This is a genomic window from Neorhizobium sp. T25_13 (genome assembly GCF_002968675.1).
Lineage (GTDB): Bacteria > Pseudomonadota > Alphaproteobacteria > Rhizobiales > Rhizobiaceae > Neorhizobium > Neorhizobium tomejilense.
This window is the reverse complement of record NZ_PVBI01000003.1, coordinates 216,714-241,522: the sequence shown is the minus strand read 5'-3', so window position 1 is coordinate 241,522 and position 24,809 is coordinate 216,714. Positions and strand designations below refer to the sequence as shown.

At 62.8% G+C, this 24,809-nt stretch carries 28 protein-coding genes; 17 read left to right on the top strand and 11 right to left on the bottom strand.

What is annotated here, in order from left to right; genetic code table 11:
• Positions 1-15 precede the first annotated feature (15 nt).
• The 4 genes from C5J22_RS08195 to C5J22_RS08180 all read right to left on the bottom strand — a co-directional run bounded on the left by C5J22_RS08195 (position 16) and on the right by C5J22_RS08180 (position 4,457).
• A complete protein-coding gene (locus C5J22_RS08195) occupies positions 16-981 on the bottom strand; it encodes a hypothetical protein (protein ID WP_105437855.1) in 966 nt (321 codons plus the stop codon).
• 254 nt (positions 982-1,235) lie between these two features.
• Complete coding sequence (locus C5J22_RS08190) at positions 1,236-2,066, bottom strand: transglutaminase family protein (RefSeq protein WP_105414875.1); 831 nt, start codon at positions 2,064-2,066, stop codon at positions 1,236-1,238.
• Between the two features lie 27 nt (positions 2,067-2,093).
• Positions 2,094-3,035, bottom strand: coding sequence for an alpha-E domain-containing protein (locus tag C5J22_RS08185; protein ID WP_105414876.1), 942 nt, complete (start codon positions 3,033-3,035; stop codon positions 2,094-2,096).
• 12 nt (positions 3,036-3,047) lie between these two features.
• Positions 3,048-4,457 carry a circularly permuted type 2 ATP-grasp protein gene (locus C5J22_RS08180; RefSeq protein ID WP_105400380.1) on the bottom strand — a complete coding sequence of 470 codons (1,410 nt, stop codon included), beginning with the start codon at positions 4,455-4,457 and terminating at the stop codon, positions 3,048-3,050.
• Positions 4,458-4,802: 345 nt separating this feature from the next.
• On the opposite strand from C5J22_RS08180, the gene C5J22_RS08175 reads away from it, so the two are divergent.
• Both C5J22_RS08175 and C5J22_RS08170 read left to right on the top strand, forming a co-directional pair.
• Complete coding sequence (locus C5J22_RS08175; protein ID WP_105437854.1) at positions 4,803-5,678, top strand: DMT family transporter; 876 nt, start codon at positions 4,803-4,805, stop codon at positions 5,676-5,678.
• 85 nt (positions 5,679-5,763) lie between these two features.
• Positions 5,764-6,507: an SDR family oxidoreductase gene (locus tag C5J22_RS08170; RefSeq protein WP_105437853.1), complete on the top strand. Its 744-nt coding sequence runs from the start codon at positions 5,764-5,766 to the stop codon at positions 6,505-6,507.
• Positions 6,508-6,565: 58 nt separating this feature from the next.
• Here C5J22_RS08170 and C5J22_RS08165 read toward each other — a convergent pair whose 3' ends face one another.
• From C5J22_RS08165 to C5J22_RS31090, 3 genes are all read right to left on the bottom strand, one after another.
• Positions 6,566-8,275, bottom strand: a complete 1,710-nt coding sequence (locus C5J22_RS08165; RefSeq protein ID WP_105437852.1) for a DEAD/DEAH box helicase — start codon at positions 8,273-8,275, stop codon at positions 6,566-6,568.
• 409 nt (positions 8,276-8,684) lie between these two features.
• Positions 8,685-9,038 carry a hypothetical protein gene (locus tag C5J22_RS08160; RefSeq protein ID WP_046631445.1) on the bottom strand — a complete coding sequence of 118 codons (354 nt, stop codon included), beginning with the start codon at positions 9,036-9,038 and terminating at the stop codon, positions 8,685-8,687.
• Positions 9,026-9,505, bottom strand: coding sequence for a hypothetical protein (locus C5J22_RS31090; RefSeq protein WP_172746567.1), 480 nt, complete (start codon positions 9,503-9,505; stop codon positions 9,026-9,028). The genes C5J22_RS08160 and C5J22_RS31090 overlap by 13 nt, the downstream gene beginning before the upstream one ends.
• On the opposite strand from C5J22_RS31090, the gene C5J22_RS08155 reads away from it, so the two are divergent.
• Complete coding sequence (locus C5J22_RS08155) at positions 9,498-13,217, top strand: response regulator (RefSeq protein WP_105438116.1); 3,720 nt, start codon at positions 9,498-9,500, stop codon at positions 13,215-13,217. The genes C5J22_RS31090 and C5J22_RS08155 overlap by 8 nt on opposite strands.
• Before the next feature lie 24 nt (positions 13,218-13,241).
• Here C5J22_RS08155 and C5J22_RS08150 read toward each other — a convergent pair whose 3' ends face one another.
• Positions 13,242-13,754, bottom strand: coding sequence for a chemotaxis protein CheD (locus tag C5J22_RS08150; protein WP_105437851.1), 513 nt, complete (start codon positions 13,752-13,754; stop codon positions 13,242-13,244).
• A 399-nt stretch (positions 13,755-14,153) separates the two neighbouring features.
• On the opposite strand from C5J22_RS08150, the gene C5J22_RS08145 reads away from it, so the two are divergent.
• Positions 14,154-14,534, top strand: coding sequence for a hypothetical protein (locus tag C5J22_RS08145; protein WP_172746566.1), 381 nt, complete (start codon positions 14,154-14,156; stop codon positions 14,532-14,534).
• 66 nt (positions 14,535-14,600) lie between these two features.
• Here C5J22_RS08145 and mnmD read toward each other — a convergent pair whose 3' ends face one another.
• Complete coding sequence (gene mnmD, locus C5J22_RS08140) at positions 14,601-15,341, bottom strand: tRNA (5-methylaminomethyl-2-thiouridine)(34)-methyltransferase MnmD (protein ID WP_105437849.1); 741 nt, start codon at positions 15,339-15,341, stop codon at positions 14,601-14,603.
• Here mnmD and C5J22_RS08135 point away from each other — a divergent pair.
• From C5J22_RS08135 to C5J22_RS08080, 12 genes are all read left to right on the top strand, one after another.
• A complete protein-coding gene (locus tag C5J22_RS08135) occupies positions 15,340-16,530 on the top strand; it encodes an FAD-binding oxidoreductase (protein WP_105437848.1) in 1,191 nt (396 codons plus the stop codon). The two genes, mnmD and C5J22_RS08135, sit on opposite strands and share 2 nt — an antisense overlap.
• A gap of 123 nt (positions 16,531-16,653) precedes the next feature.
• On the top strand, positions 16,654-17,361 hold the full coding sequence (locus tag C5J22_RS08130) for a DUF1045 domain-containing protein (protein ID WP_105437847.1): 708 nt from the start codon (positions 16,654-16,656) through the stop codon (positions 17,359-17,361).
• A 67-nt stretch (positions 17,362-17,428) separates the two neighbouring features.
• Positions 17,429-18,286 carry an AraC family transcriptional regulator gene (locus C5J22_RS08125; RefSeq protein WP_105416541.1) on the top strand — a complete coding sequence of 286 codons (858 nt, stop codon included), beginning with the start codon at positions 17,429-17,431 and terminating at the stop codon, positions 18,284-18,286.
• A 198-nt stretch (positions 18,287-18,484) separates the two neighbouring features.
• A complete protein-coding gene (locus C5J22_RS08120; protein WP_105437846.1) occupies positions 18,485-19,192 on the top strand; it encodes an AzlC family ABC transporter permease in 708 nt (235 codons plus the stop codon).
• The gene (locus C5J22_RS08115) at positions 19,189-19,491 is read left to right on the top strand and encodes an AzlD family protein (protein WP_105427364.1); all 303 of its coding nucleotides are present in this window, start codon (positions 19,189-19,191) and stop codon (positions 19,489-19,491) included. Before C5J22_RS08120 ends, C5J22_RS08115 begins: the two co-directional genes overlap by 4 nt.
• A 70-nt stretch (positions 19,492-19,561) precedes the next feature.
• A complete protein-coding gene (puuE, locus tag C5J22_RS08110; RefSeq protein WP_105437845.1) occupies positions 19,562-20,488 on the top strand; it encodes an allantoinase PuuE in 927 nt (308 codons plus the stop codon).
• Positions 20,485-20,982 (top strand): 2-oxo-4-hydroxy-4-carboxy-5-ureidoimidazoline decarboxylase, encoded by a 498-nt coding sequence (uraD, locus tag C5J22_RS08105; protein ID WP_105437844.1) that lies wholly within the window; start codon positions 20,485-20,487, stop codon positions 20,980-20,982. The genes puuE and uraD overlap by 4 nt, the downstream gene beginning before the upstream one ends.
• Before the next feature lie 68 nt (positions 20,983-21,050).
• On the top strand, positions 21,051-21,341 hold the full coding sequence (locus tag C5J22_RS08100; protein WP_046666640.1) for a nucleotidyltransferase family protein: 291 nt from the start codon (positions 21,051-21,053) through the stop codon (positions 21,339-21,341).
• Positions 21,338-21,700, top strand: coding sequence for a DUF86 domain-containing protein (locus C5J22_RS08095; protein WP_105437843.1), 363 nt, complete (start codon positions 21,338-21,340; stop codon positions 21,698-21,700). Before C5J22_RS08100 ends, C5J22_RS08095 begins: the two co-directional genes overlap by 4 nt.
• 28 nt (positions 21,701-21,728) lie before the next feature.
• Positions 21,729-22,229, top strand: coding sequence for an ureidoglycolate lyase (locus tag C5J22_RS08090; RefSeq protein ID WP_105437842.1), 501 nt, complete (start codon positions 21,729-21,731; stop codon positions 22,227-22,229).
• Positions 22,226-22,582 (top strand): hydroxyisourate hydrolase, encoded by a 357-nt coding sequence (gene uraH, locus C5J22_RS08085; RefSeq protein WP_105437841.1) that lies wholly within the window; start codon positions 22,226-22,228, stop codon positions 22,580-22,582. The genes C5J22_RS08090 and uraH overlap by 4 nt, the downstream gene beginning before the upstream one ends.
• Positions 22,582-23,331, top strand: a complete 750-nt coding sequence (locus C5J22_RS08080; protein ID WP_105437840.1) for a metallophosphoesterase — start codon at positions 22,582-22,584, stop codon at positions 23,329-23,331. Before uraH ends, C5J22_RS08080 begins: the two co-directional genes overlap by 1 nt.
• A 4-nt stretch (positions 23,332-23,335) precedes the next feature.
• On the opposite strand, the gene C5J22_RS08075 is transcribed toward C5J22_RS08080, so the two are convergent.
• Together C5J22_RS08075 and C5J22_RS08070 are read right to left on the bottom strand one after the other, a co-directional pair.
• Positions 23,336-23,737, bottom strand: a complete 402-nt coding sequence (locus C5J22_RS08075) for a type II toxin-antitoxin system HicB family antitoxin (protein ID WP_105437839.1) — start codon at positions 23,735-23,737, stop codon at positions 23,336-23,338.
• Positions 23,738-23,739: 2 nt separating this feature from the next.
• A complete protein-coding gene (locus C5J22_RS08070) occupies positions 23,740-23,928 on the bottom strand; it encodes a type II toxin-antitoxin system HicA family toxin (RefSeq protein WP_105400397.1) in 189 nt (62 codons plus the stop codon).
• A 113-nt stretch (positions 23,929-24,041) separates the two neighbouring features.
• On the opposite strand from C5J22_RS08070, the gene C5J22_RS08065 reads away from it, so the two are divergent.
• A complete protein-coding gene (locus C5J22_RS08065; RefSeq protein WP_105437838.1) occupies positions 24,042-24,785 on the top strand; it encodes a hypothetical protein in 744 nt (247 codons plus the stop codon).
• Positions 24,786-24,809 lie beyond the last annotated feature (24 nt).

Here is a 24,809-nt window from a genome sequence, read left to right as displayed (position 1 = left end):
GCCATCAGGCTCATATCAGCGTACGACGGGCTCACCGTGATATCTGCGCTTTGAGGGTTTCGAGACGCCGAAGCCGACTTCCATCATGAGACGCGGGTGATGTTTGGCGACCGTCCCCATATGGAAGCCGAAGGGGTCCTCGACGAACCCGTAGCCGGCCTTGCCGGTCAGGGTGAGGGCGCTTTCCTCTCCGTAGAATTCGAGCACTTCTTCTGCCGGATGCCCCACGAGCAGGGTCAGTTGGTGCTTGAGACGCCGCTTGTTGTGGCTGCCGCGCATATAGACATGCGGTCCCGCGTCCTCATCGACATTCGACAGGTAGAAGAAGAACTTCAGCATCCGCCAGTCGTCGAGATCGAAATGAAACTTGAAGGAGGCACGGCTGAGATCGGCCTCCGAAGCGGATTGAGTGGGAAAGCTCCACCACGTCCGGGTGGTGATCAGCTTGGCTTCGCCACCGAGGTAGTGCCTTGCGATATCCAGAAGAAGAGGATCCTGCTGCACTGCGACCGCTGCCTCGCAATCGGCGATCCTTTCGAAATGGTGACCGCTCAGGATCGCCCGTCCGAATCGGCGCTCGGCTTCCGCGTGTTCGTCGGCACGGAATTCGAGTTTCCGCTCGAAATTGCCGAAACAAGGGGTTTCGGACGCAAAACGGGCGATTTCCTGCCGAATCGCATCGGGCAAGACGAGGCCGGTGAATATCCCATTCCGTCTGAGTTCTTCGGCGACCTTATCGGCTTCGATATCGCCGAACATCGATGTTTGCCGCAGCGTGGACTTCGAGACGGGCTTGGCGGTTAGCCAATGCGCCCGCCTGAACGGAATTGTCCGGGCCAAAAGGAACATCGGAAGCCAAGCCGGGTTTTCCCGCAGGTCGGTGAAATAGGTGGGCAGGCGTGCGGCCATTCGCCGGAAAGTTCCGCCATGACGCGCGATCGATTCGAGATCCTGCGGCTTGGTTTTGGACGTCTCAAGCATCTGGTATCCTCATTCAGGCATGGCATTTGCCATGCGTTTCGGTAACCCGCAGCCCCGCGCATCGTAGGCAGCAATAGTCCATGCCGCAATGCAGCATAGATTGCCGCCTCCGGAATCTTCAACCCTCGAACTGCTTGTGAAATCGGGAACGCGGTGCGTGGTTAACAAACCATAGCACCGCACAACGGTGTGAGCCGGTGATTTACGGTCGGCCGAGAACGCCTGTTATGGCGTCCCCGGTTGCTGCGCGTCCGTCACCCCTGGGATTGCGTCTGGCCCTGCTGGCTTTGGGTCTGCGCCACCGTCAGCGAGACCTTGAGGTTTTCGCCGGCCGGGCCGAGGCGCATGCCGGAGACGGGGGCGCAGTCGCGGTAGCAGAGGCCGGAGGCGACCCGCACGTAACTGTCGTTCGGGCAGATCTTGTTCGACGTGTCGAAGCCGACCCAGCCGAGGCCCGGCAGATGCACTTCCGCCCAGGCATGGGTGGCGGCCTGTTCGGTCTCGCCTTCCATCAGCAGGTAGCCGGAAATGTAGCGCGCCGGGATATCCAGCAGGCGGGCGGCCGTGATGAAGATATGGGTGTGGTCCTGGCAGACGCCGGTCTTTGCCTCGAGCGCCTGTTCGGCGGTCGTCTCGGTGCCGGTCGCACCCGGCACATAGGCAACGGTCTCATGGATCGTTTCCATCAGCGCGTGCATTTTTGCAAGCTCGCTGTCGCCCTTCAGGCTTTTGGCGAGTTCGCGGATGAGCTTGCCCGGCTTGGTCAGCGCCGTCTCGCGCAGGAACAGCCAGAGCGGGCAGAAACCCTGATGCGGGCCGAACACGCCGGCGCGGTCGAGGGTCTCCACCTCGCCGGAGGCGACGATGCGGATCATGTGTTCGGTGCCCTCGGTGGAGACCAGCTCGACGCGGTTGCCGAACTGGTCGGCATAACCCGCCTCGATTTTGGCGCCATCGACGGTAATCGACCAGTTGATAACCTTCTGGCCGGGACCGTCGGTCGGCGTCAGCCTGAGCCGCTGCAGCGAATAGGGCACCGGCTCGTCGTAGAGATATTCGGTCGTATGGGAGATCTTCAGCCGCATGTGCGGTAAATCCTGTGCCTGTTGGGCCTACTGATAAAAGCGGTAGCCTTCGGAGATTTCGGCGCTGAGCTGGTTGTTGCGGCTGACGAAATCCTCCAGGAATTCGTGCAGGCCCTGGTCCATGATGTCGGAAATGGAGCCGCGCTTCAGCGTCGAGCGGATCGCCGCCGCCGTCTCGTGCGCCTTCAGCCGCTCATCATAGGTCTGTGCCAGATAATCGAGATTGCTGGTGATCTTCTCGTAACAGTAAGCCAGCGAGCGCGGCATCTGGACTTTCAGGATGAGGAAGTCTGCGATGTTGGCGGATTGATATTCGCCGTCATAGACCCAGCCGTAGGACCGGTGGGCCGAGACAGAGCGCAGAATCGATTCCCATTGGTAGTTGTCGAGCTTCGATCCGACCTGGCTGATCGCCGGCAGAAGCACGTAATATTTCACGTCGAGAATGCGGCTGGTGTTGTCGGCGCGCTCGATGAAGGTGCCGATGCGCGAGAAGTTGTAGAGGTCGTTTCTCAGCATCGAGCCGTGGAAGGCGCCGCGGATCAGGCCGCAGCGGTGCTTGATGACGTCGATCAGTTCCGGCAGGTCGGTCTGCTTCACCTTGCGGGAAAGCCGGGCCTTCAGGTCGATCCAGCATTCGTTGGTCGCCTCCCAGGTTTCGCGGGTCAGCGCGGTGCGCACCATGCGGGCGTTGTTGCGCCCGAATTCGATGCAGGACATGACGCTCGACGGGTTCGATGTGTCGCGCAGCAGGTAATCGATGGCGTCCGCCGCTGTCAGTTCGGCGTGCACTTCCGAATAGGCTTCGCGCACGCCGGCGCTTTCGAGCACGCCGTGCCAATCCTCGTCGGAGGAGCCGGCGCGGGTCAGCGATACGCGCAGGCCGGCGTCGACGAGGCGAGCGATATTCTCCGCCCGCTCGATGTAGCGGAACATCCAGTAAAGGCCGTTTGCAGTTCTTCCGAGCATGTATCTACGACCTCAATCTTCCAGTACCCAGGTGTCCTTGGTGCCGCCGCCCTGGCTGGAATTGACCACCAGCGAACCCTGTTTCAGGGCCACGCGGGTCAAGCCGCCAGGGATGATCTTCACCTTGTCGGAAACGAGCACATAGGGGCGCAGGTCGACGTGGCGGGGGGCAATCCCCTTGTTGACGAAGATCGGCACGGTGGACAGCGCCAGCGTCGGCTGGGCGATGTAGTTGTCGGGCCTGGCCGCCAGCTTCTCGGCGAAATCGGTGCGCTCCTTCTTGCTGGCCGTCGGGCCTACCAGCATGCCGTAGCCGCCCGAACCGTGCACTTCCTTGATGACCAGTTCCTCGATGTGCTCCAGCACGTATTTGAGGCTGTCGGGCTCGGAACAGCGCCAGGTCGGCACGTTTTCGAGCAGCGCCTTGCGGCCCGTGTAGAACTCGACGATCTCCGGCATGTAGGAATAGATCGCCTTGTCGTCGCAGATGCCGGTGCCGGGGGCATTGGCGATGGTGATGTTGCCGGCCCGGTAGACGTCCATGATGCCTGGAATGCCGAGCGCCGAATCCGCGCGAAAGGTCATCGGATCAAGGTAGTCGTCGTCAACGCGGCGGTAGAGCACGTCGATCGCCTCGTAGCCGCGGGTGGTGCGCATCTTGACGCGGCCGTCGATGACGCGCAGGTCACCGCCCTCGACGAGCTCGACGCCCATCTGGTCGGCGAGGAACGAGTGTTCGTAATAGGCAGAGTTGAAGATGCCGGGCGTCAGCACCGCGACGCGTGGCCGGCCCTTGCAGCCGGGAGGGGCAAGCGAGGCGAGCGACTGGCGCAGCAGCCGCGGATAGTCCTCGACCCGCTGCACCTTGTTCAGCGCGAACAGTTCAGGGAACATCTGCATCATGGTTTCCCGGTTTTCCAGCATGTAGGAAACTCCGGACGGCGTGCGGGCATTGTCTTCCAGCACGTAGAACTGGTCCTCACCGGTGCGCACGATGTCGGTGCCGACGATATGGGTGTAGACGCCGCCGGGCGGCTTGAAGCCGATCATTTCGGGAAGGAAGGTGACGTTCCTCTCGATCAGCGCGCGGGGAATGCGGCCGGCCTTGATGATCTCCTGTTTGTGGTAGATGTCGTCGAGGAAGGCGTTGAGTGCCAGAACCCGCTGCTCGATGCCCTGCGCAAGCTTGCGCCATTCACGAGCCGAGATGATGCGGGGAATGATGTCGAAGGGGATGAGCTTTTCGGAACTGTCTGCGTGTCCATAGACCGCGAATGTGATGCCTGTCTTTCTGAATATGTTTTCCGCGTCTTGGGTTTTGCGGATCAGGTGCGCAGCGTCCTGACTGGCATACCATTCGTGGTAGGTCTTGTATGGCGGTCGCGGAAGGTTTTCCGCAGTCAACATTTCATCAAATGCCAAAGGCGCATTCCCCTTTTTTGGCCATAAGAGTACAACGGTGCAGGCAATGCAAGAACTGTGCGCAATTCGCGGAAAAGAATTCTGCGCGTCAAAAAATACAGGCTCCAGGCCCCACCCGTCAGTAAATGCGCTGATTCTAGCGCTCGGCAAGCATCCTATTTTAGGAGGAGGTGAATAAGCCTCCTGCCTTGAAAAACATCATCTGCCCCAAGTGGTGTCCAAGCATTGTTCAAGCGCTGCTCATCGCAATCATCAGTTTTTCTGCTTTGACGATGAAACGGGGTGGGAATAAGCAGGCGGCTTCCATGAAAACGGCCGCTGCCGAAATCTCCGCCGGACATCCCCATCATGCTCGACCGCCTGGCTCCGGCCCTCTTCGTCCTCCTCTGGTCCACGGGCTGGATCGTCGCGAAATATGCGGCGGTGCATGCCGACCCCCTGACGTTCCTGGCCGGACGGCACGCCCTTGCCGCCATGGCGTTTTTCGCGGTCTGCCTGATCACGCGGGCCAAATGGCCGAAGAGCCGGGCCCAGCTCGGCCATGCGATGTTCTCGGGCGTTTTCCTGCACGGGCTCTATCTCGCCGGCGTCTGGTATGCGATCGGGCAGGGCGTGCCGGCCGGCCTTTCCGGCATCATCGCCGGCCTGCAGCCGCTGCTGACCGCCATGGTCGCGCCGCTTTTCCTCGGCGAGCGCCTCAAGCCCTTGCAGAAGGTCGGGCTGGCGCTCGGATTTGCCGGCATCCTGATCGCGATCTCGCCGCAGCTTCTCGACCTCTTCCAGCGCGGACTGTCCGGACTTGCGGTTCCGGTGCTGATCAATCTCGTCGCCATGACGTCGGTCACCTACGGCACGCTCTATCAGAAGCGGCACCTGCAGGAGGGCGACCTGTTCTCGATCGCCACGCTGCAATTCGTCGGCGCGCTGATCGTCACCATCCCGCTGGCGCTCAGCCTTGAAAACCTGCGCTTCGACTGGACGCATGAGGCGATCTTCGCCATGGCCTGGTCGGTCCTCGGTCTGTCGATGGGCGCCGTCGGCCTGCTGCTCTACCTCATCCGCCGCGGCCAGGTCTCCCGCGCCGCCTCGCTCATCTACCTGATGCCGCCCGTCGTAGCGATCGAGGCGGCCATCCTTTTCGGCGAGCCCCTGACCCTGCCGATGATCGTCGGCACGGTGATCGTGGTGGCGGGCGTCTACATGGTGAACCGAAAGGCCTGAGGGAGTTTTTCATCCGGTCAGGAATCGGGTGTCGATGCTAAACGGGCGGCCTTAGACAGCGGATGTAACCAACAGGAGGTACATCATGCTAACCGACAAAGTGGCCATCGTTACCGGCGCATCAAGCGGCATCGGCCGGGCCGCGGCCCTTCTCTTCGCCCGGGAAGGGGCTGCCGTCGTAGCCAATGCGCGAGGCGAGGCGGAATTGCAGAAGCTTGTTTCCGAGATCGAGGCGGCCGGCGGCCGTGCGGTCGCCGTGGCAGGCGATGTCGCGGACGAGGAAACCCATCGGGCATTGCTCGAAGCGGCGCTTGGCCGGTTCGGCGGTCTCGACATCGCCCTCAACAATGCCGGTACGGTCGGGCCCTACAAGCCGTTAGGTGAGGTGACGCTGGAGGAGTGGCAGCATACCCTGGCCATGAACCTCACGAGCGCCTTCCTCGGCGCCCGTTTGCAGATCCCGGCCATGCTCGAGCGCGGCGGCGGGTCGATCATCTTCACCTCTACCTTCGTCGGCACCAGCGTCGGCATCCCCGGCATGGGGACCTATGGCGCATCGAAGGCCGGGATCATGGGTCTGGTGAAAGGGATTACCGCCGACTACGGAGCGCGCGGCATACGCGCCAATGCGCTGCTGCCGGGCGGTACGGACACCCCGATGGCGGGCGACGCGGCGCAAAAGGAATGGGCCGCAGGCCTGCATGCCCTCAAGCGCATCGCTCAGCCTGAAGAAATCGCCCGGGCCGCACTTTTCCTGGCAAGCCCGATGGCGAGCTTCGTGGCAGGGTCCGCGCTCTATGCGGACGGAGGAAACGCGGCGGTCAAATGACAAAAAAAGAGGCCGCGCGAGCGGCCTCTTTGCTTTGTTTCCCTATACAGGGTTGCCGTTACGCCGGGCGGCGTGTGCGGCCCTGCTGGCCGGAGCGGTTGTCGTTGCCGAACTTTACCGGGCCTCCGTTGCCGCCAGCGGCGGGCCGGGCGGCTTCGACGCGCGGGCCGCGGTTGTTGCGCTGGGCAGCGGGCTCATGGGCGCCGTGTGCGGCATGGGGGTTCTGAGCCCCATTGCCGCCCTTGCGATGTTCCTTGCGGGGCTCGGTGCGTGCCGGACGGCCTTCGCCGTTCTGGGGACCGAACTGCTTCTTGGCCGGGCGGAAATCCGACGTGGTCGTCAGGTCGTTGTCGACTTCCGGGCGCGGAGCGTCCTCACCGCGGCGCTGGCCGCGGAAATCGTCGTTGCGACGGTTGTCGCGCTGCGGGCGATCACCATGGGGACGAGCCGGACGCTGGGGACGATCACCGCCCTCGGCGCCTTCTGCTGCGAAGAACGGCTTGCGGGCCGGACGTTCGCGGCGCTCGGGACGGCCTTCGCCGTTGCCGCGTGCCTGGCCGTTGCCGCCACGGCCGCTTTTGGCCGCGCCGCCACGGTTGTTGTTGCCGGCTCCGCCGCGTGGCTGGCGGCCGCCTTCGGGGCGTTCGCCGGATGCGGTGGTGATCTCGATGTTCATCAGGCGCTCAATGTCGCGCAGCAGACGCGCTTCGTCGGGAGCGCAGAAGGCGATCGCGATGCCGTCACGACCGGCACGTGCGGTACGGCCAATGCGGTGAACATAGGCGTCCGGTACTTCCGGGAGATCGTAGTTGAAGACGTGGGTAACGCCGGGAATGTCGATGCCGCGGGCAGCAACGTCGGTGGCGACCAGAACGCGGATCTCATTGTCGCGGAAGGCCTTGAGGGCGCGTTCGCGCTGGCCCTGGCTCTTGTTGCCGTGGATCGAGGCGACCTTGAAGCCGATATGCTCGAGATGCTTGGAGAGCTTCTCGGCGCCGTGCTTGGTGCGCAGGAAGACCATGGCGCGGCCGGTGGGGTTTTCTTCGAGCGACTTCTTCAGAAGGTCCGTCTTGTCGTTCTTGCCGACCACGAAGTGGACGAACTGTTCGACCTTGTCGGCAGCCTTGCCCGGAGGCGTGACCGAGACCTGAACCGGATCCTTGAGGAAGTCGGAGGCAAGATCTGCGATCGCCTTCGGCATGGTGGCCGAGAAGAGCAGGGTCTGGCGCTTGTTCGGCACCATCTTGGAAATCTTGCGCAGATCGTGGATGAAGCCGAGATCGAGCATCTGGTCGGCTTCGTCGAGAACGAGGTAACGAACCGCGGTCAGGCCGATGGCACGGCGGGCGATCAGGTCAAGCAGGCGGCCCGGGGTGGCGACGAGAATGTCGGTGCCCTTTTCGAGCTGCAGCTGCTGCTTGTTGATAGAGGCGCCGCCAACGACGGCGTTGATCTTCATCGGCGTGCCGCGCACGTAGCTCTTCAGGCTGGCGGCGATCTGGTTGACCAGTTCGCGGGTCGGAGCGAGGATGAGCGTACGGGTGGTGCGGTTGTCAGGACGCTTCGGGTCCTTGGCAAGCATTTCGATGATCGGGAGACCGAATGCGGCGGTCTTGCCGGTGCCGGTCTGGGCAAGGCCGACCATGTCGCGGCCTTCGAGAAGCTGGGGGATGGCCTGGGCCTGGATAGGGGTCGGCGTTTCGTAACCGAGCGCAAAAAGAGTGGCTACGGTCTGCTTGGACAGACCAAGCTCGTGGAAATTCGTCAAGTCGAATACCTTTTCGGGGCGCCAAAAGCGTATCGCCGGACTGGCACCATGCCGTCCGGTCTGCCTTTGGCGTCAAGAACCCCGCGTGAAGTGGGAACTTGCAAGTTGGAAATTGCTCTCCAGCGCTTAAACCCTCCGGGATCGAGGGCGATCTATCTGTGCGCCTTGTTCCTTCTTCGCGGTGTCTTTAATGACGCGGGGCCAACTCACGCGGCGGCCGGAAGGTGAAAGCTGAAGCGCATTTGGTGGTTTTCCGGGCAAAAGTCAAGCAGATGTTTCGCAATCGCGAAATGGAGCGGCTTCCCGGCTGCGGCTGCAACGGCGCTCAGAATGTCTCCACCACAGCAAAAAGCCTGCCTCCGCCGGCGGCGGAAACAGGCCCTTCAGGATATGCGATCAGCCTTGCGGATCAGCGCGAGCAGACTTCGACGCGATAGGGTTCGCCGTAGCGGTTGCGACGCCATTCGAGCTCGCAGACCGGCGGGTAGTCGCGGTAATAGGCGCGGCGGTAATAAACGGGCGGCGGGGGCGGGGGAGCATAGTCGTATTCCGGCTCCACATATTCAGGCTCGGCATAGGCCGGCCGCTGCGATCCGGCGACGATCGCGCCGCCGATGATGCCGCCGGCAAGTCCAGCCGCCACGCCCGGCCAGACGTCGCGATGGCGGTCGCGGGCTTCAGCCGCAGGAGCGGTCACCGTCAGGGCGCCCGCTACGGACAGTGCGACGAGGCCGAGTGATATCGTCTTCTTCAGTGCCGACATGTTTTTTCCTTTCCCTTTTTGTCCTCAAGGGGTGCAGAAATCGTGGCGCGCAAAGGCGGCGGATTGATGAAGACGATTTCCCGATAGTCTGAACGGACGTTCAGCTTCATGCCGCTTTCGGTTGATTTTCGCCAAGCCTGAGCAATCGCTAATGGAGATCGTGGCGAGATCGTGGCAATCTCATGGCAAAGATTTGGCGGTGCAAATCCGGCCAAGCCTTCGATTCTCCTTCCCGATCGATCCGCGACAGCTTCATCCGCGTCGCGGGCGGCCAACACCGGTACTCGACCTGAGGCTGTATTTTCGACGGGAGGCCCTGGCTTCCGATTGACAAATGCCAAAGATGATAAGTCGTACCGTTTCAACAACACGATATTAACACTCGCTATGGTGTTATCAGTCGATTGGGAGACAAACGAATCGAGCCGGATATCGGCCGGCACGAAGGAGCGGGGGAAGGTGGACACGGAAAGCGAACTCTTGAAAACGGCGTGCGAGCGGATCAACGATCTCGCCGAGCCCGCCTTCATCAAGGACAGCGCCCTCATCTACGTGGCGGTGAACGCCGCCTATGCGCGCCTTTTCGGCATGCATCCGAGCGATTTTGCCGGCAATACCAGCCGCGGCCTTGCAGGCGCGCCGGAAGATGCCGACCGCAAGGAAAAGGAATGCCGGGCGATCGTCTTCGGCACCGACGAGACGGCGCTCTGTTTCGACCGCTCGGGCGTCGTCCGCCATGAGATCCACATCGAGCGTTTCCTCACGGAAGACGACCACACCTATCTGTTCGGCACGTTCGCGGCGGTTCCGGGCATTGATGCCGGGTTCGAACCGAAGCTGGTCACCTCGGTTGCCGGCACCTCGATCACCGCTACAAGGCCCATCGCGCCGTTCTCGCCGTTCAACAATGCGCTTCTCGACGATGCCCTCGACATGCTCGAAATGGGCATCGGCATCTACGACAAGCATAACGTCCTGCTCTACTGCAACTCCCAACTCATCAACCATTTTGCGTCGATCTCGATCGATATCCAGCCGGGGATCACCCTCCAGGATATCCTTGGATTTGCCTATGATCGCCGCCAGCGCGTGTCGCCGGCGAGTTTCGGTCCCGATGCGCCGAGCAAGGACGCATGGATCGCCGAGCGGATGAAGCCGTTCGAGCTTCCCTATTCCGAAAGCACCGACCAGCTTTCCGACGGGCGCTGGCTGCGGAGCATCAACAAGCGCCTCGAAAACGGCCTGCTGATCGCCATCCGCCACGACGTGACCGAATTCAAGGAGCAGGAAATGCTCCTGCGCACCCATGTCTCGGAGACGGACCTGTTCCGCGCGGTCCTCGAAGACCTGCCGGTGCCAGTGTTCGTGCGCAACAGCGACCGCCAGCTCACCTATGCCAATGCCGCCTACGAGGCGATGCTCGGCAAGCCCAGGAGCCATTTTCTCGGCAAGACCGAAATGGAAATGTTCCCCGACGCGGCCGATCGTTTCCGTGTCGAGAATGACCGGGTGATGACAGGCGAGGACATCGAGAAGTCGGAGGACATCACCTTTCCCGACGGAACAGTTGTCCCGGTCATCACGCACCTGCGCCGGGTGACCACCAATGACGGCGCCCACAACCTCGTCGGCTCGCGCATGGACGTCTCTCGCATCAAGGAGGCGCAGAACAAGGCGGAGAAGATGGGCAAGGATCTTCAGACGATCCTGCACACCATGCCCGTCGGCGTGGCGATCCTCGACGATCAGTTCCTGTTCGAATACGCCAACCCGGCCTTTTATTCCTTCTGGGATGCCGGAGAGCAGTTCGATCTGCCCGGGCGCTCCTACCGGGACTTCCTGAAGGTCAATTTCGACCACGGCATCTATAACGGCTCGACGAGCAGCTTCGAGGAAATCTACCAGGAGCGCATCGCCGCCTTGACCGATGGCCAGGAGCGGCCGCCGATCGAGGTGAAAAGCCGCACCGGTCTGGTGATCGTCATCTCCGGCACCCAGCTTTCCGGCGGTAAGATCCTGCTGAGCTACATGGACATTACGGCCGTGCGCAAGCGCGAGCAGGAAATCCAGGAAGCCCGTGCCGCGCTTGAAACTCACGGCGCGCTGATGCGCGACGCGACGAGCGCGATGTCTCAAGGGTTGCTCATCCTGCATGACGGCGAGATCATCTTCTCCAACGACGCGCTGCCGGCCATGCTCGACATGTCGGCCGAGATGGTGCGCGCCGGAGGCCTGTGGCGCGATCTCTTCCGCCATTGCGTCGAGCGCGGCGATCTCGGCACGCCCGAGGAGGCGGCCGCGACCCTCAAGGCCTGGGAAGACAATGTAGCAGCCGGCAAGCCGGTGTTTGCCGCTTTCCGCGTCGACGGCCGCAAGTGGATCCATGTCGAGGCCAAGCTTACCGGCAGCGACCATTGGCTGGCGGTGTTCACCGACGTCACCGAAATGAAGAGCCGCGAGGAGGAACTGACCCGCCTCCTGCACCGCGCCGAGGCCGCCGACCGCGCGAAGTCGGAATTCCTCGCCAACATGAGCCACGAGATCCGCACGCCGATGAACGGCGTGCTCGGCATGGCGGAGCTGCTTGCCAAGTCCAATCTCGACACCCGCCAGAAAACTTTCATCGACATCATCGTCAAGTCGGGCAACGCGCTCCTGACGATCATCAACGACATTCTCGACTTCTCCAAGATCGATGCCGGGCAGATGACGTTGCGCAAGGCGCCGTTCGACCCGGTCGAGGCGATCGAGGACGTGGCGACGCTTTTGTCGTCATCGGCCGCCGAGAAGGATATCGAGCTCATCGTGCGCGGCGACGTCTCGATCCGCGAGACGGTGATGGGCGACGCGGGGCGTTTCCGCCAGATCATCACCAATCTCGTCGGCAACGCGGTAAAATTCACCGAAAAGGGGCATGTCTTCATCGACCTGAGGTCGGAGGCAAAAGGCCCCGGCGAGATGATGCTGTCGATTCGCATCGAGGATACCGGGCTCGGCATTCCCGAAGAGAAACTGAAATCGGTCTTCGAGAAATTCTCGCAGGTCGATACGTCCTCGACGCGCCGCCACGAAGGCACCGGTCTCGGACTGGCGATCACCGCAGGTCTCACCGAGCTCTTCGGCGGCTATATCGACGTGACCAGCGAAGTCGGACGCGGTTCGGTCTTCACCGTGCATCTGCCGTTCGAGGTGGTCAGCGAACGCAATGTGCTCACCAGCCTACCGATCAATACGAGCGGCGCCCGCATCCTCGTCGTCGACGACAATGCCGTCAACCGCCGTATCCTCAACGAGCAGCTCACCATGTGGGGCTTCGATACGGTCGCAGCCGAGAGCGGCGCCGAGGGTCTGGCGATCCTCAACGAAGCCGCCCGCATCGGCGTCACCGTCGACGCCATCGTGCTCGACTACCACATGCCCGAGATGAACGGGCTCGATTTCGCAAAGCACCTCAGGCGCGACGCACGCTTCGACGGCACCGGCGTGGTCTTCCTGACGTCCATGGACATGGCCGGCGACGACAGCATGTTTGCCGCCCTCAACGTCCAGGCCCATCTGATGAAGCCGGCGCGCGCCAATCTGCTGCGCAGCACGATCATCGACGTCGTCCGCTCGATCCGCACCAAGCGGCGGGCGGTCGAAGCGGGGCAGGCGGCTGCTCGCCCTCAGGCCACGGTGCGGACGCTCGCGCCGGTTGCCGCACCCACGCTGGTTTCTTCGACGCCGGTGATTGCCGAACAGCCGGCGGCGCCGGTCTCCACGCCGCCCATGCAGGCGGCGCCGACGCTCGACGTGCTGGTCGCCGAGGACAACGAGGTCAACCAGATCGTCTTCACCCAGATCCTGCAGACTACCGGCTGGCTGTTCCAGATCGTCAAGAACGGTGCGGAAGCGGTCGAGGCGTGGAAAAAGCACGATCCCGCGGTGATCATCATGGACGTCTCGATGCCGATCATGAACGGGCATCAGGCAACCCAGAAGATCCGCGAGCTCGAACAGGAGACGGGAACCCACACCCCGATCATCGGCGTCACGGCGCATGCGCTCGAAAGCGACCGCGAACTCTGCTTCCAGGTGGGCATGGATGATTATCTTTCCAAGCCGATTAGCCCGGAGGCACTGGAAGCCAAGGTCCGCAACTGGCTCGGCGGTGCGATCGTGAGTTCCGTTTCGAACTGAGCGGGCAGGACGTATCCAACCCTTTCAATATCGCCTCTCACGCGCCGCCCCTGCAACCGAGGGAGCGGGCATGGTGTCGGTAATCCTCATCTGCACCTTGCCTGTCGTCGGTTGAAATGTGATCCAGCGCGCCAGATCCTCGCCGAGGCTGGTGTCGACAAGCTTGATGCCCTCCTCCAGAAGGAACCGTCTGGCGAATGCGGAATTGAGAGATCCCGGATCGTAGCCGCTCGACTTTCGCGTGCGGCCGCCAAAGAGCTTGGCCCTGAGATTTCGGCGTTCGGCACCGAAACCGTAGAGATCGTCGACCAGCGTGCGCATGGCCAGATCGCCATAACGTTCCGGGCGTTCGGCGATATCCAGTCCGCCGCACGTCGGCAGGATAAAATGGTTCATCCCTCCGATATTGGTAACCGTATCATAGATGCAGGCCGAGACGCAGGAGCCGAGAACGGTCATCAGAATCATATCGGGATCGGCGGATACGGCATATTGACCGCCGAGGATATGAATATGGTGGGAGTCTATGAAGTTCATCTAATGCTCCGATCCCGTGCATGCGGAAACAAATTTCCCGCAAAAGTATGAAGGCGATACGCGAACGGGAGGGCCCAACAATGAATGACGAGAAGTACTGGCTGGTACGTGTTTTGTAATTCTGGGGATGGGGGTAGAGGCGGTTCGCGCTCGATCGGGAGCGGCATGCGCGCGTTTCGCCGCTATGGAGCGACAACCAGGTCCGCCGCTGGTTGGGGCGAAGCGAGACCTCGCGCGGCGGCCCCGCTTCCGCAGAGCCGGTCGATCCTGTCACAGGCTTTCTCCCGCGCGCGGCTTTTCCGTTCAGATACCATTAAGCAGGCCATGTGCATTGTCCCGGAATATCGGGCTTTTTCCTGCCGCTCGCAGGCGCGCTCGGTGGAAACGGAGACGCTTGTGATGAAGAAGATAATTGTCTCGGCGCTGATCCTGGCGGCCACCTGCACCAGCATCGTGGTACCCGCCGGTGAAGCTGCGGCCCAGCAATGGGACAGACACTATGACCGATACGATCGATACGATCGATACGACCGATACGATCGCCGTGGTCCTCCGCCTCCGCCGCGCAGACATCGTAACAACGACGGCGCCATAATCGCCGGGGGCCTTGCGGCCGGCGTCATAGGCGGCCTGATCGGCGGCGCTCTCGCCAATGACGGCGGGCCGCGCTACATCGACCCGCCACCACCGCCCCGGCCGCGCTGCTGGTTCGAGGACCGCCGCGTGCGCAACGCCTATGACGGCGGCTGGCACATGGAAAGCCTGCGCGTCTGCCAATAGGTGGCGCGCGACATGATGGATGGCAGCCGGTCTCAGGGCCGGCTGTTTTGCGTTGGGCTGAGCCGATCAGGGCGCCGGTTTGGTGCCGCACAACATCTCGCGCTTGCCAGCAAAGCCCGGCCGCCGCTCGACCGTGAAACCGGCGGCCTGCAGGTTCCTCCGTACGAAGCCGGCGGCCGCATAGGTGCCGAACGTGCCGCCGGATAAGGTCTTGTCGTAGATCGCCTGCATGATTTCCGGCGACCACATGTCCGGATTGCGCGCCGGTGCAAAACCGTCGAGGAACCAGGCGTCGAAATCGGCCTTCGCTACGGAGACGCCTTCGAGCGCGGGTCCGCAGACGACCGTCAACCGGGTCTCGGCGTCAGCGTCGATCACGACGTGGCCGGCGGGCCTGTCCGGCCAGGCCTCGATCAGCGCCTGCCGTTCCGCATCGATCTCCGGCCAGCGGGCTAGCGCCCGGTCGATCTCGTCGCGCTGCATCGGGTAAAGCTCGAACGAAGTGAAATGAAGCTTCGCGCCCGTGGGACGGACAAGCTTCCACTGCCGCCAGGTCTCGCAGAAGTTCAACCCGGTGCCGAAGCCGAGTTCGCCGATCCGGAAAGTCCGTTGCCCTTCCCAGCGCTCCGGCAGGCCCCAGCGCTCCGGCAGGCCATTGCCGGCCAGAAACGTGTGGCCACATTCCAGCCGACCGTCGGTGCGGCAATAAAAGTGATCGCCAAACTTTTGCGAATAGGGCATATCGCCGTCATGCCAGTCCAAGGTCTGGCTTTCGGTCACACGAATTTCAGGATCACGGTCGCTCATGGGACATGCGGATAATCCTGCCGGCTCCGGCGGTCAATCTCATGTCCTGCCGCCATCCGCCGATCTCGTCATCCTTGGCGGCGGCATCATGGGCCTCTGGGCGGCGGTCAAGGCGGAGCGGCTCGGTATCACTACCCTGCTTGTCGATGCTGGCCCGCTGGGGCAGGGGGCGAGCGGCGGGCTGCTCGGCGCCCTCATGCCGCACATGCCCGACAAGTGGAACGACAAGAAACAGTTCCAGTTCGATGCGCTTCTGTCGCTGGAAGACGAGATCACCGAGCTCGAAGCCGAGACCGGCGTCACCTGCGGCTACCGCCGCTCCGGCCGGCTGATCCCGCTGCCGAAGCCGCACTTACGGAAGATCGCGCTCGGGCACTCGGCCGATGCGGAAGCCTGCTGGCGGCGCGGCGACCGCCGTTTCCATTGGCATGTGCTTGACCGCCCCCCGCAAAAAGGGTGGCCGGATGCCTCCTTCGCGGGTGCCGGACTGGTGCATGACACGTTTGCCGCCCGGGTTTCGCCGCGCGGCCTCGTCTCGGCGCTTGTCGCTTATCTGCGGACGGCCAGCAATGTTCGGATCGTCGAAGGCCTGGAGGCGGAGGCGATCGACCCCGCAGGAAGTAGGATTATATTCCGCACCGGCGAGACCGTCGCCTTCGGCCACTGTATCGTCTCGGCCGGCCACGGGTCTTTTTCGCTGCTCCATGGCATTTCAACGCCGCTGAAGCGCCCGATCGGCCAGGCGGTCAAGGGGCAGGCAGCGCTCCTCAAGGCCGATATCGACCCCGCCTTGCCGGTGATCTTCCTGAACGGCCTTTATGTGGTCGCCCATGAGGGCGGTCACGTCGCGGTCGGCAGCACCAGCGAGGATGTATTCGACGACCCGTCCTCGACCGATTCCCAGCTGGACGAGCTGATCGCGCGCGCCCGGGCGCTGGTGCCGGCCCTGGCCCAGGCCCCAGTCATCGAACGCTGGGCGGGATTGCGGCCGAAGGCGATCGATCGCGATCCAATGGTCGGCGCGCACCCCGATCACGCCCGAGTGATCGCGCTCACAGGTGGTTTCAAGGTGAGTTTCGGTATCGCGCACAGGTTGGCCGATGCGGCCCTCAACGCCCTGAACGGCCGGGAAATGCGGCTTCCAGCGTCGTTCACGCTCGCCAATCACCTTGCCGTCGCCTCGCGTTAAACGCGAACTTTCACTCCTTCGCGTCGTTATTCTGTCACGCAAATCACTTAACCCCCAGGGCAGGGATTGTTGAGCAATGCGTAAAACACGGGGTTGCTGAAAAGGACGTTCAGAAGGTGACGCATGCGCTATGCCATTCATTTCACGCCTCCGGCGCATGATCCGCTGACGCTTGCCGCGGCCCAGTGGCTCGGTCGCAATGCCTTTTCGGGCGAGGCGATGGAGCCGCCGGCGATCCGCGGCATCGGCATACATGACATCGCCTTCAATACCGCGCTGCCGCGTCGCTACGGTTTCCATGCGACGCTGAAGGCGCCGTTCCGGCTGGCGCCCGACGTCACCGAACCGATGCTGCTGCGCCATCTGATGCGCTTTGCTGGTACCCACAGCCCGTTCGAACTGCCAAAGCTCGAAGTCGTCCGGCTCGGCAATTTCTTCGGCCTTGCGCCGATCGTCCCGTGCGATACCGCCCGGTTCCTCGCCGCTTCCGTCGTCCAGGAGTTTGACAATTTCCGCACGCCGCTGTCGGAAGCCGAGCTGGAGCGCAGCGATTCAGGCGATCTCTCGGCGCCGCAATTCGCCAACCTGTATCGCTGGGGCCATCCTTACGTGATGGACGAGTTTCGTTTCCACATGACCCTGACCGGCCCGCTGTCGCCGGTCGAGATGCCGCGTTTCGAAGCTGCGCTGCGCGATTATTTCGAGCCCTATCTGAAAAAGCCGGTCGAGATCACCAACCTGGCGCTGTTCATCGAGGAGGAGCCCGGCGCGCCCTTCCAGGTGCACTCACTGCACCCGATGGGACGAGTGGCGGCGCGCAAGATCGCCTGAGATTTTGGGTGCCGGCGGCGCACTTTTGTTCAAGAGCAACCGCTCTCTCATCTGCTATATTCTCCCCATGGAGAATATCTCGCAGGAACAGGCCACCGATCACATGCCGCTGATGCCGGCAGAGGTGACCCGTTTCTGGCGCGACGATCGCTTCGGCGGCATGGAATGCCTGCGCGCGACGTTCCTCACCCACGAATTTGCGCCGCATGCGCATGACACGTTCAGCATCGGTGCGATCGAGCAAGGCATGCAGGTCTGCACCATCAAGGGCAGCCGCGAAAGCGCTGGGCCAGGCGGTCTTTACCTGATCAATCCGGGCGAGACACATGACGGTGCGCCGCGGGGCGGCGGTTATCGCTACCGGATGATCTATCCGGATGTCGCACTGCTCCGCGAAATCCTCGAAGATGTCACCGGCAAACCCTTCCGGGGCACGCCCGCCTTCGGCATCCAACTCCTCCATGACCAGGCGCTTGCCGACGCTTTCCACGAGGCGCACCGGACGTTGGAGGAAGGCTCCGGCGCGCTCGAAGCCAGCCAGGCGATGTTCCTGGTACTCGACGCAATGTTCCGCCGCCACGGCAGTTCGATCATCGTGCCGGCCGATTCGACCGAGCGCACCGCCGTGCGCCAGGCCCGCGACTACCTCACCGAGCATTTTGCGTCCGATGTCGGGCTGGAGGAACTCGCAACCGTCGCAGGTCTTAGCCGCGCCCACCTCATCCGCGCGTTCCGCAAGGAATTCCACATCACCCCGCATTCCTTCCTGACCGATATCCGCATCCGTGCGGCCCGCAAGCGGTTGAGGGAAGGCGGCCAGCCGGCCGAGATCGCGCTCGAATGCGGTTTTGCCGACCAGGCCCATTTCACCCGCCACTTCAAGGCCCGCACCGGGCTGACACCGGGGCAATACAGGGCTCGCTGATCACTTTCGTTCAAGACGGTGGATGTCGGGCGCCTTAAGCCTCCCCCTCATCCGCCTGCCGGCCCCTTCTCCCCGAGGGGAGAAGAGACCCGCCGGGCCCTTGCTATTCCCTCCTCTCCCCTCGGGGAGAGGGTGGCCGAGCGAAGCGGAGGCCGGGTGAGGGAGCGACGTGCTCTGACGTCAGATCAAGGTTATTGGATGAACAACGATACGAAACTGCAAGACTTCCTCAGCGGCATGCGGGCGATCTCGCCGCTGATCGCCGCGGTCATCCCGATCGGCCTTGTTTTCGGGGCGGTGGCAGCGACAAAAGGACTGTCGCCGGCCGAGGCGGGGCTGATGAGCGCGCTCGTTTTTGCAGGCGGCTCGCAATTCGTGGCGATGGATATCTGGACCCATCCGGCCTCCTGGACAGGCGTTGGGTTTGCAGCCCTTTTGGTCAACATCCGCCACGTGCTGATGAGCGCCTCGCTCGGCACAAGGATGGAGGGTTTCGGCCAACCGGCGCGCTATCTCTCGATGCTGTTCCTCGCCGACGAAATCTGGGCGATGGCGGAGTTCCGGGCCAAGGTGGCGCGGCTGACGCCCGCCTGGTTCGCCGGCCTCGTTGCTCCCTTCTATCTCGCCTGGGTGTTTTCAGGCCTTGCGGGTGCAACCCTCGGCGCCTTTCTCGGCGATCCGGCGGTGCTCGGGCTCGACTTCGCCTTCCCGGCCGTCTTCATCGTGCTGGTCATGGGCTTCTGGAAAGGTCCGGAAACCGGGGCCGTGCTGCTGGCGAGCGGGGCTGCTGCCGTTGCCACCCAGCATTTCGTGCCGGGCGTCTGGTATATCGCTGCCGGTGCCATCGCCGGCCTTGCCGCCGCCCTGGTGACCGGCAGGTCCCGGGATATCGAGGTGACGCCATGACTGTCGATCTCGCCACGCTCATAGCCATCCTCGCCATGGCGGCCGCGACCGCGCTCACCCGGCTGAGCGGCCTCGTGCTCATCCGCCATGTCTCGCTCGAAGGCAGCCGCCGCAAGGCGATCGAATCGATTCCGCCCGCCGTGCTGATGGCCGTCGTCGCGCCGACTGCGTTTGCTACCGGGATTGCTGAAACCTTGGCCTGCGCGGTGACTGCTTTTGCGGCACTTCGGCTGCCGATGCTCGTTTCCGTGGCACTCGGGGTCGCCTCGGTCGCGATCCTTCGGGCGCTCGGCCTCTGAGCGTCGTTTCCATCTCGACATGGCCGGAAAGGGTGCGCTACCGTCCGGCCTCATTCGTCGAAGGTGACCCATGCAGGCAAAAGACTATCCGCGCGAACTCGTCGGCTACGGCCGTTCCACCCCTGATCCGAAATGGCCGGGCGGCGCCCATGTCGCGGTGCAGTTCGTGATCAATTACGAGGAGGGCGGCGAGAGCTCGATCATGGACGGCGATCCGGCCTCGGAGAACCTGCTGTCGGAAATCGTCGGTGCCGCGCCCTGGCCGGGCCAGCGCAACCTCAACATGGAATCGATCTACGAATACGGCTCGCGCGCAGGCTTCTGGCGGCTGTTTCGGATGTTTACCGAACTCAAGGTCCAGACCACCGTCTATGGCGTGACGCTCGCCATGGCCCGCAATCCGGAAGCGGTCGCCGCCATGAAGGAAGCCGGTTGGGAAATCGCCAGCCACGGCTACCGCTGGCTGGAATACAAGGATTTCCCGGAGGCAAAGGAGCGCGAACACATCCTCGAAGCCGTGCGCCTGCATACCGAGCTGGTCGGCGAGCGGCCCTACGGCATGTACCAGGGCAAGCCCTCCGACAACACGCTGAAACTGGTGATGGAAGAGGGCGGTTTTCTCTATTCTTCCGACAGTTACGCGGACGATCTACCCTATTGGGTACCCGGCCTTGACCGGAAACCATTCCTGATCATCCCCTATACGCTGGAGACCAACGACATGCGGTTTGCGACACCGCAGGGGTTCAACACCGGCGACCAGTTCTTCACCTACCTCAAGGACGCCTTCGACGTGCTTTACCAGGAGGGCAGGGAAGGCGCGCCGAAGATGATGTCGGTCGGCCTCCACTGCCGCCTCGTCGGTCGCCCCGGCCGCGCCGCCGCGTTGAAGCGTTTCATCGAATATGTGCTCAGCCACGACAAGGTCTGGATCCCGCAGCGGATCGAGATCGCCAGACACTGGCACGAACACCATAAGCCGGCGGCCGCGCTATGAGCGCGCGCGGGGATTTCATCGCGATGTTCGGTGGTGTGTTCGAGCACTCACCCTTCATCGCCGAGCGGGCCTATGATTCAGGGCTGATGCTGGTGCCGCTGACGTCCAAGAGCGTGCATGACGCGCTGACCTCGATCTTCCGCAAGGCAAGCCGCGAGGAACGCCTCGGCGTGCTGCGCGCCCATCCTGACCTTGCGGGCAAGCTGGCGATTGCCGGCGAACTGACCGAGGACAGCAAAAAGGAACAGGCAGGCGCGGGGCTCGATCGGTTGAGTGCCGAGGAACACGCCCGGTTTACCGAGCTCAATACCGCTTACATGGAAAAATTCGGCTTCCCTTTCATCATCGCGGTCAAGGGTCTTACCAAGGACGACATCCTGGCCGCCTTCGAGAAACGCATCCACAACTCGGCCGAAGAGGAGTTCGATACCGCCACCGCCCAGGTGGAAAAGATCGCGCTCCTGCGTCTGCAATCGCTGCTGCCGGGACATTGAGGCCTTGGACGCTGCTTTCCTCCGCCCCTTCCGTCGCTTATATTGGCGATATCAGGAGTGACGCCGCCATGAGACCGTCGGAAGTGCTGGAGAAGAACCGGGATATCATCCGGGAGATCGTTGCCCGCCGGCAGGTCTCCAATCCTCGCGTCTATGGTTCAGTGCTGCGCGGCGAAGACCGGCCCGACAGCGATCTCGATATCCTGGTCGATCCGTCGCCAACCACGTCGCTGTTCACGCTCGGCGGGCTTCAGGGAGATCTCGAAGAAGCGCTGGGCGTCCCGGTGGATGTCAAGGTTCCGGGGGATTTCCCGCCCAAGATCCGCGAACGCATCGTGGCGGAAGCGTTGGCGATATGAGTGCAGAGCGTCTCGAAGCCTATCTCGACCGGATGATCGTCACGGGAGGCAAGGCCGCCCGATATGTCTCGGGCCTGGATCGTGAGGCGTTTCGGCTTGATGAGATCAAGCAGGATGCGGTGATCGCCAACATCATGGCGATCGGCGAATGCGCGACCAAGATCATGGAGCGTTTTCCGGATTTCGTCGTCGAGCACCCGGAGATTCCCTGGAAAGACATCCGCGACATGCGCAACCGCATTGCGCATCAATATTTTCACCTGGATATCGATACGGTCTGGCTGACCGTCGATCGGATGATCCCGGAACTTCTGTCCCAGCTCGACTCCCTGCGCAACTGGCGTGCCCAGGGCGAATAACGAAGCCGAATGATCGAAGGCGAATGACGTGACCGAATATCTGGAAATCCTGCCCCTCACAAAGGAAGCCTTCGCGCCCTTCGGCGATGTCATCGAGGCCGATCCGGCGACCATGCGGCTGATCAACGGCGGCACGACCGAGCGCTATCATGCGCTCGCCGAGCCGGTGGTGATCGGCGAGCCGGAGCGGCTGATCTTCAGCATCTTCCGCAGCAAGCCGCGGCAGTTCCCTTATGCGATCACCATGATGGAGCGGCATCCTTTCGCCAGCCAGAGCTTTTCGCCGATCTCCGGCCAGCCGTTCCTGATCGCCGTTTCGGACGACGAAGGCGGACGGCCGGGCAAACCGCAGGTCTTCCTCGTGCAGCCGCATCAGGGCGTCAATTATTTCCCCAATTCGTGGCATCATCCGCTGATGGCGATCGGGGTCGTCAGCGATTTCCTGGTCGTCGATCGCGACAGCCCAGCCGCAAATTACGAGGAAGCCTTTTTCGAGACCCCGTATCTCATTGCGGAGCCAGGCCTATGACAGGCCTCACCACCCATGTCCTCGACACCGCCAGCGGCATGCCTGCGGAGGGGCTTTCGATCGATCTCTACCGGCTGAACGGTGAGACTCGCGAAAAGCTGAAGACCATCGTCACCAACAGCGACGGCCGCGTCGATGGCGGGCCGATCCTGATTGGCGAGACCTTTCTTGCCGGCGAATACGAACTGGTTTTCCACGCCGGCGCCTACCTTCGAGCCCGCGGCGTAGCACTCGCTGAGCCGGCCTTTCTCGACGTGATCCCGATCCGTTTCGGCATTTCCGACACGACGGCGCACTATCATGTGCCGCTGCTGCTCTCGCCCTACGGTTATTCCACCTATCGGGGGAGCTGATGCGTTTTGCCGCGATCGCCGACATCCACGGGAATTGCGCAGCGCTCGAAGCGGTGCTCGCCGACATTCACGCACAGGGCATTACCGAAATCGTCAATCTCGGCGATTGCCTGAGCGGACCGCTTGAAGCCGGGCGCACCGCGGATCTGCTGCTGCTTCTCGATACGATGGCGACGCTGACGGTGCGCGGCAATCACGATCGGTACCTGATCGAAAATCCGGCGGATGCCATGCCGTCCTGGGAAGTGCACGCCTTCTCGCAACTGGCGCCGCGCCACCTGCAATGGCTGCGCAAGCTGCCGTTCAGCGCCGTTTATCGGGACGAGGCCTACCTTTGTCACGCGACGCCGCAGTCGGACAACGTTTACTGGCTGGAGCAGGTATCGAGCGAAGGCCATGTCTTCCTGAAGCCGCTGGAGGAGATCGAGGTGCTGGCTGATGGCATCGAGCAGCCGCTGATCCTCTGCGGCCACAGCCATATTCCGCGGGCGGTGCAACTGTCCGATGGCCGGCTGATCGTCAACCCCGGCAGCGTCGGCTGCCCGGCCTATGACGACGACACGCCGCATTTCCACAAGGTGGAAACCGGCCACACTATGGCGTCCTACGCGATCCTGGAAAAGACCTCCGCCGGCTGGACACCGCAATTCCGCAACGTGTCCTACGATCACCTGGCAATGTCGCGCCTCGCCGCCGAAAACGGCCGCGCCGACTGGGCGGTGGCGCTGGCGACCGGCCGGGCGGGGTAGGTTTTCAGCCGGTGCTGCGTTCGATCTCGTGGCTTGCTGCGCGGGCAAGGAAACCCGATCGCGACAGGCCATGATCCGCGGCGAAACGGTCGATCCGTTCCAGCACGTCTTCCGGCAGCGTGATATTGATGCGGACGGCCTTGGCTGTCTGGCTTTTCAGGGTCACGAGGATCGCTACACCGTCGCGATTGTCCGTATCTGCCATCACGCTTTCAAGGCTCGACGGTTCGGGGATCGCGTCACCGTCCTCGACCATGCCTTCGACGTGAAGGGCAAGCGCTTCCTCCGCCATATGGCGCGCCTCGTCGAGCGTCGCGCCGGCGGTCACGACACCCGGAAAATCCGGGAAGGAGACGCCGTAGTCGCTCTCCGCGTCCTTATGGATCAGGCCGATATAGTTGCTCATGATCACCTCAGCTTCAGTCCAGCTTGCTTCTCGATACTGCGCAATGTGCCGAGCGGAATATCGCGCTTCGGATGGGGCACGGTCACACGGCCCGGTTTTTGCGGATGTTTGAACTGAACATGACTGCCCTTCTGGGCAACCTCCATCCAACCATCCCGGCGCAACAGCGCGATGACCTCGGCGCTTTTCATCGGTTGAATTTATACACACTCATACACAATATCAATCCTTGCCTGAAGGAGCGGAAACCTTTCGGCAATCCTTCCCCCCGATACTTCTTTCCGATTCGACAGGAGAGATCGTCATGGCTCAAACGCGCGGCAAATCCGGTTCTCGGCGCAAGAGTTCGCCGAAGCGGTCGTCGGGCTCCGGCTCGTCGCTCTGGCCCTGGCTCGGCGCGCTGGCGCTGGTGGCCGGCGGTATCGCACTTTATGAGAATTCCGCGGAGGCCCGGCGTTTCGTCAAAGGCCTGACGTCCGGCAACCAGGTGCAGGTTGCCGCAAAACCGGTGCCTGCAAAGCCTGTGCAGGCAAGTTCCGGGCCGTCGCACCGCCCACTGTCGCCGAAGCCGGTGGCGGCTCCCGATCAGAGCCACACCGCCGCGATCATCCCGCCTGCGCCTGTCGGCAAGCCTGTGATCGAGGAAATGCAGAAGGCCGCCGAGCAGCCAAAGAGCAGCGAGAGCCTCGCCGGCGCCTATCAGGCGAAATTCTATCTGTGCGGTTCGGCCAAGCAGGACGACTGCGTCGTGGCCGCGGACCGTTTCGTGTTCCACGGCCAGAAGATCCGGCTGGTCGGCATCGAGGTGCCCGACATCAAGAAGCCGCGCTGCGAGGCGGAGCGGATCAAGGCGAGCGATGCGGAGCTGCGGGTGCGCGCCTTCCTGGATTCCGGTCCGTTCGAACTCGTCACCTGGCAGGGTAACGAGGACGAGATCGAAGGCCACAAGCTGCGCGAAGTGACGCGCAACGGCCGCTCGCTCGCCGATGTCCTTGTCAACGAGGGCCTGGCCAGACGACCGGGCGCCGGCAGGGGCGGCTGGTGCTGATCGTAGTACCGACCACCCTCGGCC

What these genes read in the sequence shown, in the direction of transcription:
- C5J22_RS08120 (WP_105437846.1), top strand. Translation starts at nt 18,485, where the DNA reads ATGAACAACGATACGAAACTGCAAGACTTCCTCAGCGGCATGCGGGCG.
- C5J22_RS08070 (WP_105400397.1), bottom strand. Translation starts at nt 23,928, where the DNA reads ATGAAAAGCGCCGAGGTCATCGCGCTGTTGCGCCGGGATGGTTGGATG.
- C5J22_RS08075 (WP_105437839.1), bottom strand. Translation starts at nt 23,737, where the DNA reads ATGAGCAACTATATCGGCCTGATCCATAAGGACGCGGAGAGCGACTAC.
- C5J22_RS08160 (WP_046631445.1), bottom strand. Translation starts at nt 9,038, where the DNA reads ATGTCGGCACTGAAGAAGACGATATCACTCGGCCTCGTCGCACTGTCC.
- C5J22_RS08185 (WP_105414876.1), bottom strand. Translation starts at nt 3,035, where the DNA reads ATGCTCGGAAGAACTGCAAACGGCCTTTACTGGATGTTCCGCTACATC.
- mnmD (WP_105437849.1), bottom strand. Translation starts at nt 15,341, where the DNA reads ATGAGCGACCGTGATCCTGAAATTCGTGTGACCGAAAGCCAGACCTTG.
- uraD (WP_105437844.1), top strand. Translation starts at nt 20,485, where the DNA reads ATGAGCGCGCGCGGGGATTTCATCGCGATGTTCGGTGGTGTGTTCGAG.
- C5J22_RS08125 (WP_105416541.1), top strand. Translation starts at nt 17,429, where the DNA reads ATGGAGAATATCTCGCAGGAACAGGCCACCGATCACATGCCGCTGATG.
- C5J22_RS08150 (WP_105437851.1), bottom strand. Translation starts at nt 13,754, where the DNA reads ATGAACTTCATAGACTCCCACCATATTCATATCCTCGGCGGTCAATAT.
- C5J22_RS08100 (WP_046666640.1), top strand. Translation starts at nt 21,051, where the DNA reads ATGAGACCGTCGGAAGTGCTGGAGAAGAACCGGGATATCATCCGGGAG.
- C5J22_RS08135 (WP_105437848.1), top strand. Translation starts at nt 15,340, where the DNA reads ATGGGACATGCGGATAATCCTGCCGGCTCCGGCGGTCAATCTCATGTC.
- C5J22_RS08170 (WP_105437853.1), top strand. Translation starts at nt 5,764, where the DNA reads ATGCTAACCGACAAAGTGGCCATCGTTACCGGCGCATCAAGCGGCATC.
- C5J22_RS08080 (WP_105437840.1), top strand. Translation starts at nt 22,582, where the DNA reads ATGCGTTTTGCCGCGATCGCCGACATCCACGGGAATTGCGCAGCGCTC.
- C5J22_RS08195 (WP_105437855.1), bottom strand. Translation starts at nt 981, where the DNA reads ATGCTTGAGACGTCCAAAACCAAGCCGCAGGATCTCGAATCGATCGCG.
- C5J22_RS08095 (WP_105437843.1), top strand. Translation starts at nt 21,338, where the DNA reads ATGAGTGCAGAGCGTCTCGAAGCCTATCTCGACCGGATGATCGTCACG.
- C5J22_RS08190 (WP_105414875.1), bottom strand. Translation starts at nt 2,066, where the DNA reads ATGCGGCTGAAGATCTCCCATACGACCGAATATCTCTACGACGAGCCG.
- puuE (WP_105437845.1), top strand. Translation starts at nt 19,562, where the DNA reads ATGCAGGCAAAAGACTATCCGCGCGAACTCGTCGGCTACGGCCGTTCC.
- C5J22_RS08130 (WP_105437847.1), top strand. Translation starts at nt 16,654, where the DNA reads ATGCGCTATGCCATTCATTTCACGCCTCCGGCGCATGATCCGCTGACG.
- C5J22_RS08115 (WP_105427364.1), top strand. Translation starts at nt 19,189, where the DNA reads ATGACTGTCGATCTCGCCACGCTCATAGCCATCCTCGCCATGGCGGCC.
- uraH (WP_105437841.1), top strand. Translation starts at nt 22,226, where the DNA reads ATGACAGGCCTCACCACCCATGTCCTCGACACCGCCAGCGGCATGCCT.
- C5J22_RS08145 (WP_172746566.1), top strand. Translation starts at nt 14,154, where the DNA reads ATGAAGAAGATAATTGTCTCGGCGCTGATCCTGGCGGCCACCTGCACC.
- C5J22_RS08065 (WP_105437838.1), top strand. Translation starts at nt 24,042, where the DNA reads ATGGCTCAAACGCGCGGCAAATCCGGTTCTCGGCGCAAGAGTTCGCCG.